The sequence below is a fragment of the Enterobacter cloacae complex sp. OE43NF genome (assembly GCF_023544405.1).
Taxonomy (GTDB): Bacteria; Pseudomonadota; Gammaproteobacteria; order Enterobacterales; family Enterobacteriaceae; genus Enterobacter; species Enterobacter cloacae.
In genome coordinates, this window is sequence record NZ_JAMJFW010000026.1 from 52,095 (window position 1) to 68,368 (window position 16,274).

General features: G+C 56.7%; 13 protein-coding genes. 4 read left to right on the top strand and 9 right to left on the bottom strand.

The features are described from left to right. Window positions 1-80 precede the first annotated feature (80 nt). On the top strand, window positions 81-1,079 hold the full coding sequence (fbp, locus tag M8370_RS13775) for a class 1 fructose-bisphosphatase (RefSeq protein ID WP_013095345.1): 999 nt from the start codon (window positions 81-83) through the stop codon (window positions 1,077-1,079). Window positions 1,080-1,224: 145 nt separating this feature from the next. Further along, window positions 1,225-1,584, top strand: coding sequence for a LysR family transcriptional regulator (locus tag M8370_RS13780; RefSeq protein ID WP_038418557.1), 360 nt, complete (start codon window positions 1,225-1,227; stop codon window positions 1,582-1,584). On the opposite strand, the gene M8370_RS13785 is transcribed toward M8370_RS13780, so the two are convergent. The 5 genes from M8370_RS13785 to ytfQ form a co-directional block, all read right to left on the bottom strand. After that, window positions 1,556-3,127 carry a methyl-accepting chemotaxis protein gene (locus M8370_RS13785; protein ID WP_040020468.1) on the bottom strand — a complete coding sequence of 524 codons (1,572 nt, stop codon included), beginning with the start codon at window positions 3,125-3,127 and terminating at the stop codon, window positions 1,556-1,558. The genes M8370_RS13780 and M8370_RS13785 overlap by 29 nt on opposite strands. A gap of 93 nt (window positions 3,128-3,220) precedes the next feature. Further along, entirely contained in the window at window positions 3,221-4,222 is a 1,002-nt protein-coding gene (yjfF, locus tag M8370_RS13790) for a galactofuranose ABC transporter, permease protein YjfF (RefSeq protein WP_250021199.1), read from the bottom strand. Next, window positions 4,209-5,234, bottom strand: coding sequence for a galactofuranose ABC transporter, ATP-binding protein YtfT (gene ytfT, locus M8370_RS13795; protein ID WP_161799150.1), 1,026 nt, complete (start codon window positions 5,232-5,234; stop codon window positions 4,209-4,211). Before ytfT ends, yjfF begins: the two co-directional genes overlap by 14 nt. A gap of 10 nt (window positions 5,235-5,244) precedes the next feature. Then, window positions 5,245-6,747 carry a galactofuranose ABC transporter, ATP-binding protein YtfR gene (gene ytfR / locus M8370_RS13800; RefSeq protein ID WP_038418554.1) on the bottom strand — a complete coding sequence of 501 codons (1,503 nt, stop codon included), beginning with the start codon at window positions 6,745-6,747 and terminating at the stop codon, window positions 5,245-5,247. 131 nt (window positions 6,748-6,878) lie between these two features. Next, entirely contained in the window at window positions 6,879-7,835 is a 957-nt protein-coding gene (gene ytfQ, locus M8370_RS13805) for a galactofuranose ABC transporter substrate-binding protein YtfQ (protein WP_250021200.1), read from the bottom strand. Between the two features lie 309 nt (window positions 7,836-8,144). Here ytfQ and ppa point away from each other — a divergent pair, with 309 nt between their 5' ends. Continuing rightward, window positions 8,145-8,675, top strand: coding sequence for an inorganic diphosphatase (gene ppa / locus M8370_RS13810; protein WP_008501423.1), 531 nt, complete (start codon window positions 8,145-8,147; stop codon window positions 8,673-8,675). A 128-nt stretch (window positions 8,676-8,803) separates the two neighbouring features. Here ppa and M8370_RS13815 read toward each other — a convergent pair whose 3' ends face one another. The 3 genes from M8370_RS13815 to tamA are packed head-to-tail and all read right to left on the bottom strand — an operon-like array spanning window position 8,804 to window position 14,657. Continuing rightward, window positions 8,804-9,148: a gamma-glutamylcyclotransferase family protein gene (locus tag M8370_RS13815; RefSeq protein ID WP_028027890.1), complete on the bottom strand. Its 345-nt coding sequence runs from the start codon at window positions 9,146-9,148 to the stop codon at window positions 8,804-8,806. Window positions 9,149-9,150: 2 nt separating this feature from the next. Next, on the bottom strand, window positions 9,151-12,927 hold the full coding sequence (gene tamB / locus M8370_RS13820; protein WP_250021201.1) for an autotransporter assembly complex protein TamB: 3,777 nt from the start codon (window positions 12,925-12,927) through the stop codon (window positions 9,151-9,153). After that, entirely contained in the window at window positions 12,924-14,657 is a 1,734-nt protein-coding gene (tamA, locus tag M8370_RS13825) for an autotransporter assembly complex protein TamA (protein WP_013095333.1), read from the bottom strand. Before tamA ends, tamB begins: the two co-directional genes overlap by 4 nt. A 225-nt stretch (window positions 14,658-14,882) precedes the next feature. Here tamA and msrA point away from each other — a divergent pair, with 225 nt between their 5' ends. After that, on the top strand, window positions 14,883-15,524 hold the full coding sequence (gene msrA / locus M8370_RS13830; RefSeq protein WP_014830428.1) for a peptide-methionine (S)-S-oxide reductase MsrA: 642 nt from the start codon (window positions 14,883-14,885) through the stop codon (window positions 15,522-15,524). Here msrA and M8370_RS13835 read toward each other — a convergent pair. Continuing rightward, the coding region (locus M8370_RS13835; protein ID WP_250021202.1) for a LacI family DNA-binding transcriptional regulator at window positions 15,525-16,274 on the bottom strand (750 nt) is incomplete at its 5' end.

Here is a 16,274-nt window from a genome sequence, read left to right on the forward strand (position 1 = left end):
ATATTTGTTAAGATTGTTGGGCATTAGTCGTTTTAGTGAACATACAATCGCTCTACTCACAAAGATGCAGGGAAAGTGTTATGAAAACGTTAGGTGAATTTATTGTCGAAAAGCAGCACGAGTTCTCTCATGCTACCGGTGAACTCACTGCTTTGCTGTCGGCAATAAAGCTGGGCGCTAAGATCATCCACCGTGATATCAACAAGGCCGGTCTGGTCGATATCCTGGGTGCCAGCGGTGCCGAGAACGTTCAGGGCGAGGTTCAGCAGAAACTCGATCTGTTCGCAAATGAAAAACTGAAAGCTGCACTGCGCGCGCGCGACATCGTTGCGGGTATCGCCTCTGAAGAAGAAGATGAAATTGTCGTATTCGAAGGGTGTGAACACGCGAAATACGTTGTTCTGATGGATCCGCTGGACGGCTCCTCCAACATCGACGTTAACGTTTCTGTCGGTACCATTTTCTCCATCTACCGCCGCGTCACGCCTGTTGGCACGCCGGTGACAGAAGAAGATTTCCTGCAGCCTGGCAGTCAGCAGGTTGCTGCCGGTTATGTCGTGTATGGCTCCTCCACCATGCTGGTCTACACCACCGGCTGTGGCGTTCATGCCTTTACTTACGATCCGTCGCTGGGCGTATTCTGCCTGTGTCAGGAACGTATGCGCTTCCCGGAGAAGGGAAACACCTACTCCATCAACGAAGGTAACTACATCAAGTTCCCGACTGGCGTGAAGAAGTACATTAAATTCTGCCAGGAAGAAGATAAAGCGACGCAGCGCCCTTACACCTCCCGCTATATCGGTTCCCTGGTTGCGGATTTCCACCGTAACCTGCTGAAAGGCGGCATTTACCTCTACCCAAGCACCGCCAGCCACCCGGACGGGAAGCTGCGTCTGCTGTATGAATGCAACCCGATGGCGTTCCTGGCGGAACAGGCGGGCGGCAAGGCGAGCGATGGTAAAGAGCGCATTCTGGACATCGTGCCAGAAAGTCTGCACCAGCGTCGTTCCTTCTTCGTCGGCAACAACCATATGGTTGAAGACGTTGAACGTTTTATCCGTGAGTATCCGGACGCGTAATCCCTCTCCCGGGGAGCCGCTCTGGCTCCCCAATACATTTATATAATTTACTGTATAAGTGTTTATAAAAAACGCGCTTTAATATTCAGATTCGCTCCTGCATTATTTCCATAACAGTTTGACAGATATTTCCTGGAGCGTACCCGTGACGAAAAATTATTCCCGTGCCAATACCGGCATCGATTTGAATCTTATTCCTGTCTTTATTGAAGTGGTCCGCTGCGGCAGCATGGCGAAGGCCTCTGTCCGGCTGGAGATGTCACGCCCGGCCGTGAGCCTGGCGTTGAAGCGCTTTAGCCAGCTTTTTGCTGAACCGCTATTTATCCGTAAAGGGTTATATCTTGAACCGACGGAAAAAGCGTTAACCTTAACCCACCAGCTGGAAATATTACTCGGTAATATTCACGATAATATTAGCGCGATTAATTCGTCCGAGAATAATACCCTGGTACAGAATGTACCAGGGTCGGGGAATATTATGCGACACTCTGCGTCGTCAGTTTAAATGATGACATGGCTTCCATCAGCTGGCGCGACTGCTCTTCCAGCGAGCGCGTCGCGGCAGAGGATTGCTGTACCAGCGCCGCATTCTGCTGCGCGGTTTCATCCATCTGATTTACCGCAATATTCACCTGTTCAATGCCGCGGCTCTGTTCCTGAGACGCGGTAGCAATTTCGCGCATCAGTTTGGTCATGCGCAGCACTTCGGTTGCGATCTCATCCATCGTTTCGCCCGCCTGCTGCGCCAGCTCGCTGCCCTCATTAACGTGGGTCTGCGAGTCGCTGATAAGTGAACGGATCTCTTTTGCCGCATCGGCGCTGCGGCTGGCAAGATTGCGCACCTCGCCCGCAACGACGGCAAAACCGCGCCCCTGCTCGCCCGCACGCGCCGCTTCCACGGAGGCGTTCAGCGCCAGAATGTTGGTCTGGAAGGCAATACCGTCAATAACGCTCAGAATGTCGGCAATCCGCGCCGAACTGCCGGAGATATCGCGCATTTTCTCAATCACATAGCAGACCATTTCGCTGCCGTGATCGGCAGTATCCGAGACAGATTTCGCCAGCTGGTGCGCCTGCTCGGCGTTATCCGCGTTGAGTTTCACCGTGGCGGTGATCTCTTCCATGCTGGCGGCGGTCTGCTCCAGCGAGGTCGCGGTGGACTCCGTGCGCTCGGCAAGATCCCTGTTTCCCGCCGTCAGCTCGCGGCTGCCGGTATCAATTTGCGAGCTGGCATCGCGGACCCGCAGCACCGAGTGCATCAGCGACTGGCGCATGCCTTCGATGGCGGCGTTCAGACGGTTGAACTCCTGGCTCGCCGGGGCATTCAGCGTGTGGGTTAAATCCCCCGCGGCGACGTTTTCCAGCTGCGCAATCGACGCCGAGAGCGGCTTGAGCAGCATGTGGCGCAGCACCAGCCAGGCCAGCACAATGATGCCTGCCGTCAGCAGCGCCGCGACAACGATCAGGATCAGAACCCGCGTTTTGCTCGACTGCACGGCGCTGACTTCCGCTTTCCCGCGCGCGTCGCTCCACATCTGGAACGCCTGCATATCGTTATCAAACTGCTTTGCTACCGGAATGAGCTTACTCTCCAGCAGATCGTAATAGCTGTCTGCGCTCTGTTCGTTCAGCGCTTTCAGCATTGGGTTGATCCCCTGTTGGTTATAGGCCGCCAGACTGGCCGCCACCTTATCCAGCAACTGCTGTCCCTGGGGATCGGCCACGCCTGCGTCGATCACGCCTTTCAGCGTTTTTTGCGCCAGGGCGATCTCCTGATTAATGCTTTTCACCGATTTCGCGGCATCGTCCAGCAGACCAATTTCCATCATTCTGACAGCCTGGCCCGCCTCGTTGCGCGCACGAAGGATCATCGTATAGCCAGAATTGAGCTGCACCATCTGCTCACCCTGAAGGTGGTTGATGCGCTGAAGTGACGAAGAACTCTGTGTGAGGGCATAAATGCCAATGCCGCTGACAATCAGCAGCAGAAGGGTCATAACGGCCAGTAAAGAGAGCAAGCCGGTACGAATCGATAGCGTTTTAAGCATGATGTTATTTCCGGTAGCGAGATATTTCTGGGCATAAAAAAAGAGTATCGGCCGCTACCGGAAAATGTTTAGACTTTAAGCAAATTCAGCATGTTATCGCTCTGTTACTGATGTGTTCACGCGGGTAACAGGCGAGCTCTGGCGGTTCTCCCAGAGCACCGTCAGACCGCGCTGCAGGGCAATAAAAATAAACAGTAAAATGCCGATGGCGATTTTCGTCCACCAGGAGCTGAGCGTGCCGTCAAAGTTGATATAGGTCTGGATCAGCCCCTGGATTGCCACGCCAAACAGTGTTCCCAGCACCGTCCCCACCCCGCCGCTGAGCAGCGTGCCGCCAATCACCACAGAGGCAATCGCATCCAGTTCAACGCCAACCCCGGCCAGCGCGTAACCCGCCTGGGTGTAAATGGAGAAGACAATCCCCGCCAGCGTCGCCAGCCCGGTGGAGAGCATATAGATGCGGATGGTGGTGCTACGGGTGGAGATCCCCATCAGGTTGGCCGAGGTCGCGTTGCCGCCAATAGCGTAGACCTGATTACCAAACCGGGTGCGATGGGCAAGGAAGATACCAATGACCACCACGCCCAGCATCAGCAGCCCCATCGCGCTCAGGCGGCCCCCGCCGGGGATTTTCCACGCCAGGCTGGAGAGCGTGTCGTACACCGGATGGTTAATCGGGATCGACTCCTCAGACACCAGATAACTCACGCCGCGCAGGAAGAACATTCCGGCAAGCGTAATGATAAAGGCCGGGATCTTGAGCGCGTCAATCAGAAGCCCCATAAAGGCACCAAACGCACAGCCCATCACCAGCACCAGCGGAAACGCCACCAGCGGCGAGATGCCCCAGAAACCGATCGCTTTGGCAAGGAACACACCGGTAAAGGCGATCACCGATCCGACGGAGAGATCAATCCCCCCGGAGAGGATCACAAAGGTCATGCCGACCGCGATGATGCCTAAAAAGGCGTTGTCCGTCAGTATGTTACAAATCACACGCATCGAGGCGAACCCCGGGAACTGGGTCAGGCAGTAGAGATAGCCCAGCACAAACACGCCCAGCGTGATCATTAACGGTAAATTACGTTTTATCATGGCCACGGATCCCCTTAATGATGCTGACAAAGCGCGGTGACTGGACGATCAGCACGCAGAGCACGACCACCGCTTTCACCACCTGGTTGAGTTCCGGCTGGAACCCGGAAAGCAGGATCCCGGTGTTCATCCCCTGAATAATCAGCGCACCAATTACCGAGAGCAGCAGGTTAAAGCGCCCGCCCATCAGCGATCCGCCGCCAATAACCACCGCCAGGATCGCATCCAGCTCCAGCCATAACCCGGCGTTGTTGGCATCAGCCCCACGAATATCTGCCGCGACGATCACCCCGGCGATGGCGGCACACACGCCGCTCAATACGTACGTGAGCATCACCATCAGCCGCGTATTGACTCCGGCGTTGCGTGCCGCACGAATGTTGATCCCGACCGCTTCAATGAACATGCCCAGCGCCGTTTTGCGGGTAAAGATCCAGAACACCACCAGCGTCACCAGCGCAATGATCACCGGCGTGGGGAAGAAGAGCAGCTTGCCGCTCCCGAGCCACGCCAGGTTCGGCGAGTTGAAGGTAACAATCTGCCCCGAGGTGATGAGCTGTGCGACACCGCGCCCGGCCACCATCAAAATCAGCGTGGCAACAAACGGCTGGATTTTGAGCACCGCCACCAGAATGCCGTTCCACAGTCCGGCCAGCACGCCGGTGCCCAACGCCGCCAGCAGCACCACCGGCAGGCTGTGCCCGGCCACGGTCATTGAGGCTGCCGTCGCCCCGGCAATGGCCATCACCGCGCCAACAGAAAGGTCGATCCCGCCGGTGGCGATCACCAGCGTCATACCAATGGCGAGCAGCGCCACCGGCGCGGCGCGGTTTAAAATATCGATCGGGCTGCCGAACAGGCGGCCATCCTGCACGATTATCTGGAAGAAATGCGGTGCGACCAGGCTATCGACCAGCAACACCACCAGCAGCGCGGCGATTTGCGGCGTGCCGGTCGGCCAGTTGAAGCGGCGTTTTGTTTCGCCAGTTTGCGAAAGCGAACGAGACATCACGATTCACTCCTTACGCCGCGATGGCATTCATGATTGCCGGAACGGACAGTTTATCCAGCGGGATCTCTGCCACCTGCTTGCGATCGCGCATGATGATGACGCGATCGGCATAGCCCACCAGCTCCTCCAGTTCAGACGAGATGACCAGCAGCGCCAGCCCGTCCGCGCACAGGGTTTCAATAAGGCGGATAATTTCGGCGTGCGCCCCCACGTCAATGCCGCGGGTCGGTTCATCGAGGATCAGGAACTGAGGTTTGGTCAGCAGCCAGCGGGAAAGCAGTACCTTCTGCTGGTTGCCCCCGGAGAGGAACTCTATCGGCTGTTCTGCGCTCGGGGTACGGATACCGAGCTGGCGAATAAAGCGCTCGGCAATGGCGTTTTGCTCTTTCCGTGGGATCGGCCGCAGCCAGCCGCGCTGCGCCTGTAAGGCCAGAATGATATTTTCCCGCACCGAGGCGGCGGCAATAATGCCATCCGTTTTTCTGTCTTCCGGGCAGAAGCCCACACCCAGACAGGAGGCCTGATGTGGCGAGCGCAGGGTTTGCGGTTTACCTTTGATCAGCGCGGTGCCGCTGTCTGCAGGCTTGATCCCGAAGATCACCTCGGCGGTTTCGGTACGGCCCGAGCCTAACAGGCCCGCCAGACCGACAATTTCACCGGGGCGCACCTCCAGGTTAAACGGCGAGATCACCCCTTTCTTGCCGAAATCACTGAACGCGGCGACCGGTTTCTCACTCAGCAGCGTACGGCCGGCACGCTGGAGCGCATTGGACTCCAGCTCGCGGCCGAGCATCATTTTGACCAGTTCAATCTGCGGCAGCTCGCGGGTGTCGCGGCAGCCGACAAAACTGCCGTTGCGCAGTACCGTAATGCGATCGCTCACCTCATACACCTGATCGAGGAAATGGGTGACGAAGATCAGGCTCACGCCCTGATTGCGCAGCTGGCGCATCAGGGTAAAGAGCATCTCCACTTCCTGGGTATCGAGGCTGGCGGTGGGCTCATCAAGGATCAGCACTTTTGCCGAGAGGTCGATAGCGCGACAAATGGCGACAATCTGCTGCATGGCGACGGAAAAACGGTTCAGCGGCTCGCGTACGTCGAGAGAGAAGCCGTAAGACGCCATCAGTTTTGTCGCCCGCGCTTCCATCTCCTTGCGGCGCAGCAGGCCAAAGCGTCGTGGCTCCCGGCCAATAAACAGGTTATCCGCGACCGACATGTTCGGCAGCAGGTTCACCTCCTGGTACACCGTCCCGATCCCCAGCTGCTGCGCATGGGCGGTATTTTTGGGTGATATGGCGTTACCTTCCAGCCAGATGGTGCCGCGATCCGCGTGATAAACCCCGGTCAGGGCTTTAATCAGCGTCGATTTCCCCGCACCGTTCTCGCCCAGCAACGCCATGATCTCGCCGCGTCGCAGGCTAAAATCAACGTTATCCAGCGCTTTTACGCCGGGGAAGAATTTACTCAAGCCCTCTGTGCGGAGGATTTCCTGGTGTTGTTCAGTGGTCATGGTTTTCCCCCTCACCCTGCCCCTCTCCCCGGAGGGGAGAGGGGACTATTCGTGCCAGTCTTTAATTTTCTGCCCAAACTGCCCTTTTCCCTCTCCCCTCCGGGGAGAGGGCTAGGGTGAGGGGGCTGAGCTTAGTAGCCCATATTTTTCTTCTTCTCTAACTCTTCTTTCGCGGTATCCGGCAGGTAGAGGGTGGATTTGGTGACCGTCACCTTCTCAGGCATCGTGCCGTCTTTCTTGAATTTCTCCAGCGCATCGAATGCCGGACCGGCCATGTTTGGCGTGAGCTCCACGCTGGCGTTGGCTTCGCCGTCGATCATCGCTTTGTAGATGTCCGGCACGCCGTCGATAGAGCCGGTGAGAATATCTTTGCCCGGTTTCAGGCCCGCTTCTTTAATGGCCTGAATCGCCCCGATCACCATGTCATCGTTGTGGGCGTAAACCATGCAGATGTTCTTGCCGTTGTTTTCAGCCTTGATAAAGCTCTCCATGACCTCTTTACCTTTACTGCGGGTAAAGTCGCCGGACTGAGAACGGATAATTTTAATGTTTGGCGCTTTGGAGATGGCCTCAGCAAACCCCTTCTTACGGTCGATGGCCACGCTCGCGCCGACCGTACCTTGCAGCTCAACGACGTTACACGGCTTGCCATCCACCTGTTTCACCAGCCAGTCACCAATTAATTGCCCTTCAAGAACGTTGTTGGCGGTCACGGTGGTCATATAGAGAGATTTGTCTTTTACATCGATGGAACGATCGAGCAGGAAGACTGGGATCTCAGCATCTTTCGCTTCCTTCAGGACAGGCTCCCAGCCGGTGGCCACAACGGGCGCAATAAAGATGGCATCCACACCCTGCGCAATAAACGAACGCACGGCTTTAATCTGGTTTTCCTGTTTTTGCTGACCATCGGCGATCTTCAGCATGATGCCGCGTTTCTGGGCCTCGCTTTTCGCAACGTTGGTTTCTGCCGCACGCCAGCCTGATTCAGAGCCGACCTGCGAAAATCCTACGGTTAAAGGTGCGGCCATCGCCATAGACGACATGGCTGCCGAAACTGCTGTGACAAGAAGTAAGCGCTTCCACATATGAACGTCCTCGTAGGGTGAGTTATTGTTGGTTAAAAGATGTTCTGCGAAATGACTATAGCCAATGAAATATGTAACGAATTGCGTTACATCACACTTCAGAAAAGTGAATAAAACGTTAATCACAAGTTTGTAATCGCTTTCATTTCTCCATGAAAAATGCGGCTGAGTTTATGGATTTTTCTGCCATGGAATCGGTCTGAAAAGTGAGACGAACGCGGTGAGAAGACGAAAACAGGCGGAGACATTCAGCGCCAGTTGGCTATAATACCTGCCACTTGTTTACCATCCATTTTAAAGGACACAGACATGAGCTTACTCAACGTCCCTGCGGGTAAAGAACTGCCAGAAGACATCTACGTTGTTATCGAAATCCCGGCTAACGCAGATCCTATCAAATACGAAGTGGACAAAGAGAGCGGTGCGCTGTTTGTAGACCGTTTCATGTCTACCGCGATGTTCTACCCATGCAACTACGGTTACATCAACCACACCCTGTCTCTGGACGGTGACCCGGTTGACGTGCTGGTACCAACGCCATACCCACTGCAGCCAGGCGCAGTCATTCGCTGCCGCCCAGTTGGCGTGCTGAAAATGACCGACGAATCCGGCGAAGATGCGAAACTGGTTGCGGTACCGCACACCAAGCTGAGCAAAGAGTACGATCACATCAAAGATGTGAACGACCTGCCAGAACTGCTGAAAGCGCAGATCACTCACTTCTTCGAGCACTACAAAGACCTCGAAAAAGGCAAGTGGGTTAAAGTTGACGGCTGGGACAACGCAGAAGCGGCGAAAGCAGAAATCATCGCCTCTTTCGAACGCGCTGCTAAGAAGTAATTCTTACCGCACATCGATAAAGCCCCGCTGGTCGGGGCTTTTTTGTGGCTGGAGAGTTTCTCCCGGGTGCGCTACGCCCCCGGCAAGAGGCACAAAAAACAACGCCACCTCACGGTGGCGTTGTTTTTTCAGTACTGGTCTCTGTCTAACCAGTTACCGCTTACAATCCGCGTTAACCCTTCGACCGGACGCTGGTAGACGTACATCCACGCACTTCCGTACGGCGTCTGGATCAACTGGCGCGCGTATTCACCGCCCCTGGTGCGCAAGGCATCAAGTTCAGCAAGTGTCGCGTTATCAATACGATAAACTTCACCGTGTACTGTTCCTTCGCCGGGAACCGCGCCTGGATAGTGGCCCAGGCTGTACAACTGGTAGTTTTCGATATTGTAATTCCCAAGCAACAGGGCATTGGTCATCCAGTGACTGTTGCCTTGCTTGGTTCGTAAACTGCCGTAGACAAATATTCGCATTGCTAAAACTCAAACTGATAGAGCAGATCAAGTGCCTGGTCTACGCCGGACACTGCTTCCAGATATAGCTTAGGCATCAGGCGATAGCGTAACGTGAGAGTTGCCAGCGAGTCAAAGATCCCCACGCCATATTTTACCTGCAGACCCGGCAGTACATAGCCGCTGACCACCACCTGCGAGGAGTCACCCACGCCCTGGGTGTCCAGCGCCAGATTGCTTACGCCGAACGTCTCACCGATTTTACCCACAACCTGACCACTTTGTGCAACCCCCAGACCCACTAACATTGAGGTCATCGCTGCACTGTCGCTTTGGCCGCTATCCAGGCCCTGACCACGCAGCAGGTAAGAGAGTGCTTCCTGCTGGGACATCGCCGGGTCGGAGAAGATCTCCGCCTTCGGTTCGTCGGCCGAACCGGTGACGCGCACGCCCGCAATCACGTCGTTTTCTGTCGCTTCCGGGTTACGAATCGCTTCAATGTTGAGCAGCGGCTGATCCGGCGGACCGGAGAACAGCAGTTCACCTTTACGCACAATCAAATCCTGACCATAAGCATGGAAGCGCCCTTCAGGAATGTTGATCTGCCCGTTGAGGCCAAGCCCCTGTCTGTCTTGCGCCACTTTCAGGTCACCCGTCAGGCGTGCCTTCAGCCCAAACGCGTTCAGACGAACGTTATTCCCCACATGCACGGTAAGATTGCTGTTGATCGGAATGCCCGCGCTTTGCTGATTAATCGGCTTGAGGTTATCGTCGAGCATCACTTCATCACTGGAGACGCCCACCGCGCTTTCCGGCACCTCGTGAACCACGATGCGCGCCCACGGCACGTCCACGTTCCCGTCGAGGGTAAAGAGGCTCGGCGTTGCTTCAAAGACGATATCCGGCGAGACATCCAGACGTACCATCGGCGGTACGGTGATCCTCACCTTGCTGCCTTTCGCGGCGATACGGGCGCGCCAGTTATCAAGCTGGCTCCAGTCGGCGTCACCGCTGAGGTTGATTTGCCCCTGCTGGGTCAGCACCGAGCCGTTCAGCGTTGAGCTCATCCCATTGAAGTTCATCGTAATCTGGCTTGGCTGCATATCGAACGGCATAAAGTTGCCGTCGATATCCACACCGTTTAGCTGCATCTGGCCGAACAGCTGCGGGCTTTGCGCGTTGCCCGCCAGCCGCAGGTTCGCGTTGAGCATCCCCGCCGCTTTTTCACCGCGCGAGAAAATCGGGTTAACCATCGCCAGGTTGAAGTTGCGAATAGAGACGTTCCCGCCCAGATTACGTCGCCCTTGTGGGTCGGTAATCTGCACCTTACCGTCGAACTGGCCATTATTGGTCAGGCGGATAAGCCACCCCAGCTCGGCGCGGTTGTTGTGTAGATCGGCGCTCAGGTTCAGGGTATCAAACGCCACCGGCAGCGGCGCGTTGTTGACATCCTGTGTCACCTTCACGTTGCGGCCAGAAAGCGTCACGCTGCCCTGTGGCAGCCCCTCTTTGGTGGTGTCCCAGGCCACATCGGCCTTCCCGCTAAAGACGCCGCTCGCCTGAGTGGTATCCGGCATGAACGGTTTTAACATCGCCAGATCAAAACGATTGAGGGTGATCTGCGCGCGCCCTTCCGCTCCCGCGTCGATGGTCTGCGGCACACACAGCTCCGCATTCGGGTTGGTCCAGCAGTGTGGGCCAATGCTGATCTTTTGTTCGGCATTGCGGTAGTCCAGGGCAATAGCGCGTGACAGCACCAATGGCCCTACCGGGGTGTTGAAACGGGTATTGTCGAGCGTCCCTTTCCAGCGCTCCGCCTTGCGGTCGAAGCTCCCCGTCAGGTGAAGCTGCCCGGAAACCGGCTCGCCCTGCACGCGCAGCTGGAGGTCGTGCTGCTTCTCGTTGCCTTTGGCGTCAAGGGTCACCAGATTAATGTTCACGTCTGGCTGAGAAATGCGCTCCACGCGCAGGTTCAGGTTACCGCCGATCTGATCGGTGGATTTCACATCCCCGTCAACGCGAACGCGGGCGATGGACAGCTCCTGCCAGCGCAGGTTACTGGCCGTGATATCCGCCAGCAACTGCGGTGCATCCACCGTGCCGCGCACCTTAAGCAGCCCCTTCGCCGTGCCGCCAAGCCCCGGAAGGGCGTTATCCAGATTCGGCGCATCGATAGTGGCGTCGAGGTTCAGATCTTTCACCCCCAGCTCGCCTTTGATATCCGCCGTGTTGCGCCCCAGCACCACGTGCAGACCCGGGATCACCCACTGCAGGTAGCTGTTGCCTTTGAGCGAACCTTCTACGTTAACCTTGTTCTGCTTCACGTTACCGGTGAGCTTGATTTCCGGGACATCCATCTGCCACGTGCCGCCGTACAGGCTGCCGCGAGTTTTGATAAGACCGTCCAGTTTTGACGGCCAGTCCGGCACCTCTTTCGCCGTGTTAATCCCCGAGAGCTTCAGCTCACCGCGCCAGCTGATCGCCTGCTGCCAGTCGAGCAGCGCGGTCAGCTCGGTTTTGCCTTCCAGCGCCGCAACGGTCAGTTTGTCGAGATTAACCTGCTGTTCATTCCCTTTTGCATCCAGCGTGATCGTGGCGGGTGGCACGTCCTGGCCCTTCACGGCGGTACGGAACGACAGCGTGTAATCGGTCATCTTGCCGCTCAGCTTCAGCTTCAGGTCATCGGCCTGGAACTGTTTTTCGCCGGTGAACGGCCAGTACAGCTGCTTGCTGACCACCTCAAGGTTAAGTGGCAGTCCGGCTTCCGCCAGCTGGGTTTGCGCGCGCAGGACCATGTCCACCGGGCCGGAGAGATTCACCCCGACATCCAGCTTGTCGCGTAGCGCGCCGCCCACCTTGACCTTCACTTTTTCGCCTTTCAGCGGATCGATGTTGAGCGCGCTGTTCAGGGTAATATCCACCGGCCAGTTGTCACGCAGCAGGGCATGACCCGAGGCATTGACAGAGCCCTGGTTGGTGTCGATATCCAGCGCGTCGAGCTTCATGTTGCCGTCGATGCTGCTGACCTTCAGCAACATGTTATAGACCGTGAGATCGGTGTCGCCAGTCAGACGCAACTGCTCGCCCTTGAACGCTTCGATATTCAGGTTCAGCGGCAGGTGCACGTCCGTCATCTCCGGCAGGACGGGCTTCGAGAACAGATCTTTCAGCGTTTCACCCAGCGGTTTCTCTTCCGGCTGTGGGTTCTGGATCTTCGGCTCGACGATCTCCTCTTGCGCCACGTCCGCCACCTTCGGCAGCACGATCAGCAATCCCTGCAGGGTGGTTGGCGTCAGGGTGAGGTTTTTCTCCTGCCAGCGCAGGCCGGAGGTGAAATCCATCACCGATACGGTGGTGTCATCGATTTTGACATTGACGTTGTCCAGCGCCACCCGATAAAGCGCAATCGGGTACGGCGTCGAGAGATTCAGCGGGCCGCTGTCCTCTTCTTCAACCGGCGCTGATTTCGGCATTTTCTCCGAATCAATCGCCACGTTCACATCTTTTAGCGACAGGTCGTTGACGCAGAGCTTACTGTCCCGCAGGCAACCTAGCCTGACGGCAAGGTGAAACTCGCCCGCGTTGACCGCAACGCCAGGCTGCTCGTAGCGAATATTCTTCAGACGTAGATCGCGCCAGCCGCCCGTCACCTGGCCGATTTCCAGCCCGGGTACCCAGCGGTTCGCCGCGTTAAACAGCAGATGCAGGCCGGTTGTCGTGCCCACCAGAAACGCCACCGTACCGAGCAGCAGCACGATAAAAATCAGTACTCCGAGGCTTATCTTCTTCCATAAACTCATAATTCAGGCCCCAGACCGATGTAAAACTGTAAACCGTGTTCTTCTTTGTCACCCACCGGCACAGCGAAGTCGAGCTTGATGGGCCCGACGGGCGACTGCCAGCGCACGCCCACGCCCGCGCCGGTTTTGAAATCGCTGCGGCGGATATCGCTCACCGCTTCGCCGCCGTCCACAAACATGGCGCCCCACCATTTTCCGCTGACGTTGTACTGGTACTCCAGCGAGCCGGTCGCCAGCTTGGAGGCACCGATCAGCTTGCCATCATCATCTTTAGGCGCGATGGATTTGTATTTGTAGCCGCGGATACTGCGGTCGCCCCCGGCGAAGAAGCGCAGGTCAGGCGGGACTTTGTCGAAGTCGCCGGTTTCAATCCAGCCGAGGTTCCCGCGCATCACAAAGCGGTGTTTGTCATACAGCGTGCGGATCCAGACGTTTTGCGCCTGAATCACCGAGAAATCCACATCGGAACCCCACATGGTGTTGGAGTAATCGATAGAGTAACGCTGGGAATCGCCCCAGGTCGGCATCAGGCCGCCGCGTGAGCGGGTACGGCTGATCATCACCCCCGGATAGAGCAGCATGGTGGTGTTGGTGACGTTGGCCTGGGTAAAGTGGTCAAGACTCCAGCGCAGGTTAATGGCGCGCTGCCAGCCGCTGGAGAGATCCCAGAATCGGGATACGGCAAGCGTGGTGGAATCCGACTCGGTATCGTTCAGATCGGTACGCTTAAAGCCCCCCTGGACCAGGTAATACTGCTCAAGCGGGTTCTTCAGCAGCGGGATTTTGTAGCTGAAGTCGAGCTGTTGCTCCGGGGCTGAGATACTGGCACTGGTGGTCAGGCTATGGCCGTACGAGTTCATCCACGGCTTTTTCCAGGTCGCCCTCACGCGCGGCCCCACGTCCGTTGAATAGCCAGCCCCGGTCTCAATGGTGTTTTCGGTGCGTGGCGACACCACACCGTGCAGCGGTAATACCTTGGTTTTGCGGGCCTTTTCAAACTCCGGCGCAACGACCACCGAATTAAACCACCCGGTTGCCGACAGGCGGCGGTTCAGCTCGGCCAGATCGCGTGAATGGTAGTAGTCACCCTTTTTGAACGGCACGAGGTTTTGCAGGTACTCTTCACGAATTTGCGAGCCTTCGAACGTCACGTCGCCAAAGCGGTAGCGTTCGCCGCTGTCATAGTCGATATCCCAGAAAGCCTGGCGTCTGCCCAGCGCAATGCCCAGCTGGCTTTTATTGAACTGGCTGTCGAAGTAGCCCTTGCGTAAGGAGACGCTCGTCAGTGATTTTTTGAAACTGTCGTAATCACCATGATTCAGTACGGTACCGATTTTAGGCCGCGTACTGAGCAGATCCAGATAATCGCGATCGGTACGCGCGCCGCCGCGTAACACCACATTGGTGCCGCCTATCAGCACCGGCTCACCCGGCGAGACGCGGGCAATAAGCACCTGCCGCCCCTTTTTTGGCGGTGGGCGGAGATCGAAATCGATGGTGGGTTCGTAATATCCCAGGGCTTTTAGCCCTTCGCGTATCGCGTCATCCACGCGTGCACGAAAACGCCGGTCCGGCGTCACTTCGTCACTTTCAATCGTCGACAGCTGTGCACGCACGTTTTTTTCCAGCGCCCCGGATAACCCCTCAACCTGCAAACGGACATTCGCCGCGCTGGCAACCCCGCTTGTCAGCAAGACACTGACCAAACATAACTGGCGGATTTTTGTCACGTTCTCTCCTGAATATCCCTGTTTCCACCCTGGAAGCAAATGAAGTGCCGCTCCGCGGCAAAATACGGCCTGTTAGCCAAAAAACCCAATTCTCGGGTTGAAAAAGGGTGTAACACCCAAATATTTCTTATGATTAAATCTAGACTCATTCAGCGCATTTATTGTGTTCAATTAAACGCTTCGTGACAACCTTAACCGAAACATCGCACCCCGGGAGGCCCCATCGTGAGTTTATTCGACAAAAAGCATCTGGTTTCACAAGCAGATGCATTACCGGGACGCAACACCCCTATGCCAGTCGCAACCTTACACGCCGTGAATGGCCATTCCATGACCAACGTACCTGAAGGCATGGAAATCGCCCTGTTTGCCATGGGCTGCTTCTGGGGCGTGGAACGCCTCTACTGGCAGTTGCCTGGCGTCTACAGCACCGCGGCGGGCTACACGGGCGGATATACGCCAAACCCCACCTACCGCGAAGTCTGCTCCGGCGAGACCGGCCATGCTGAAGCCGTACGCGTGGTATACGACCCGTCCGTCATCAGCTATGAACAGCTGCTGCAGGTATTCTGGGAAAACCACGACCCGGCGCAGGGTATGCGTCAGGGTAATGACCATGGCACCCAGTATCGTTCGGCGATTTATCCGCTCACGCCTGAGCAGGAAGCCGCCGCACTCGCCAGTAAGGAGCGTTTCCAGCAGGCCATGCGCGACGCAGGTGATACGCGCGAGGTGACAACGGAAATCACCACCGCGAAACCGTTCTACTATGCCGAGGACGACCACCAGCAGTATCTGCACAAAAATCCGTACGGCTACTGCGGAATTGGTGGCATCGGCGTGTGCCTGCCGCCTCAGCTTGCCTGATTACTGATCCAGCGCCACGCGAGCCGCGTGGCGCGTGGCATTACTGACTGAGCCGTAATCCATGACTTTGCCCTGCAACAGCAGGTTATAGACCGGCGCCTGAGGTCGGTTGAGCCGCGTTTGCAGCAGGTGTACGGCCTCAATCCCCAGCTCGCGGCAGGGCACCGTGACGCCCGTGATCGGTTTTTCCAGACGGTGCGCTAAATTCCATGCAAAATCGGTCGTAATGAGCGAAATGTCTTCCGGAATGCGCAGCCCGTGGCGCGTTAACGCCCTGATCACCCCCTCCGTCATGCTGGTACTGTTCGGGAAAATCACCTCTGGCCACTGCGATCTGTCATGACTTAACACCCATGCATCCAGCGCCCGCTCGGCCTCCTCTGCCGTAAACCACTCCGTCACCAGCAAATCACGCTGGGGATCAAAGGCCACGTGAAAATGGCGGTACGCCTCTTTAATGCCGTCCAGACGCGCATACAGCGTCTCACGCCGCAGGCAGGTGAGCGTGAGCACACGGCGGTGCCCCTGCTCAAAAAGGTACTGCATGGCGGTGAAACCAATCGCCCGGTGATCGGGTGATACGGCGTCCAGCACCCGATCCCGATCAACGGAGTTAATCAATACGCAGGGCTTATTCAGCGTGCTCGCCAGTTTAAAGATGGTGGAATCATCAGTCCCAATAATTATTATTGCGTTGATATTCTTATGGCTGGCCTTTTCCATAAACAATTTCACGTCGGCGTGCTGCTC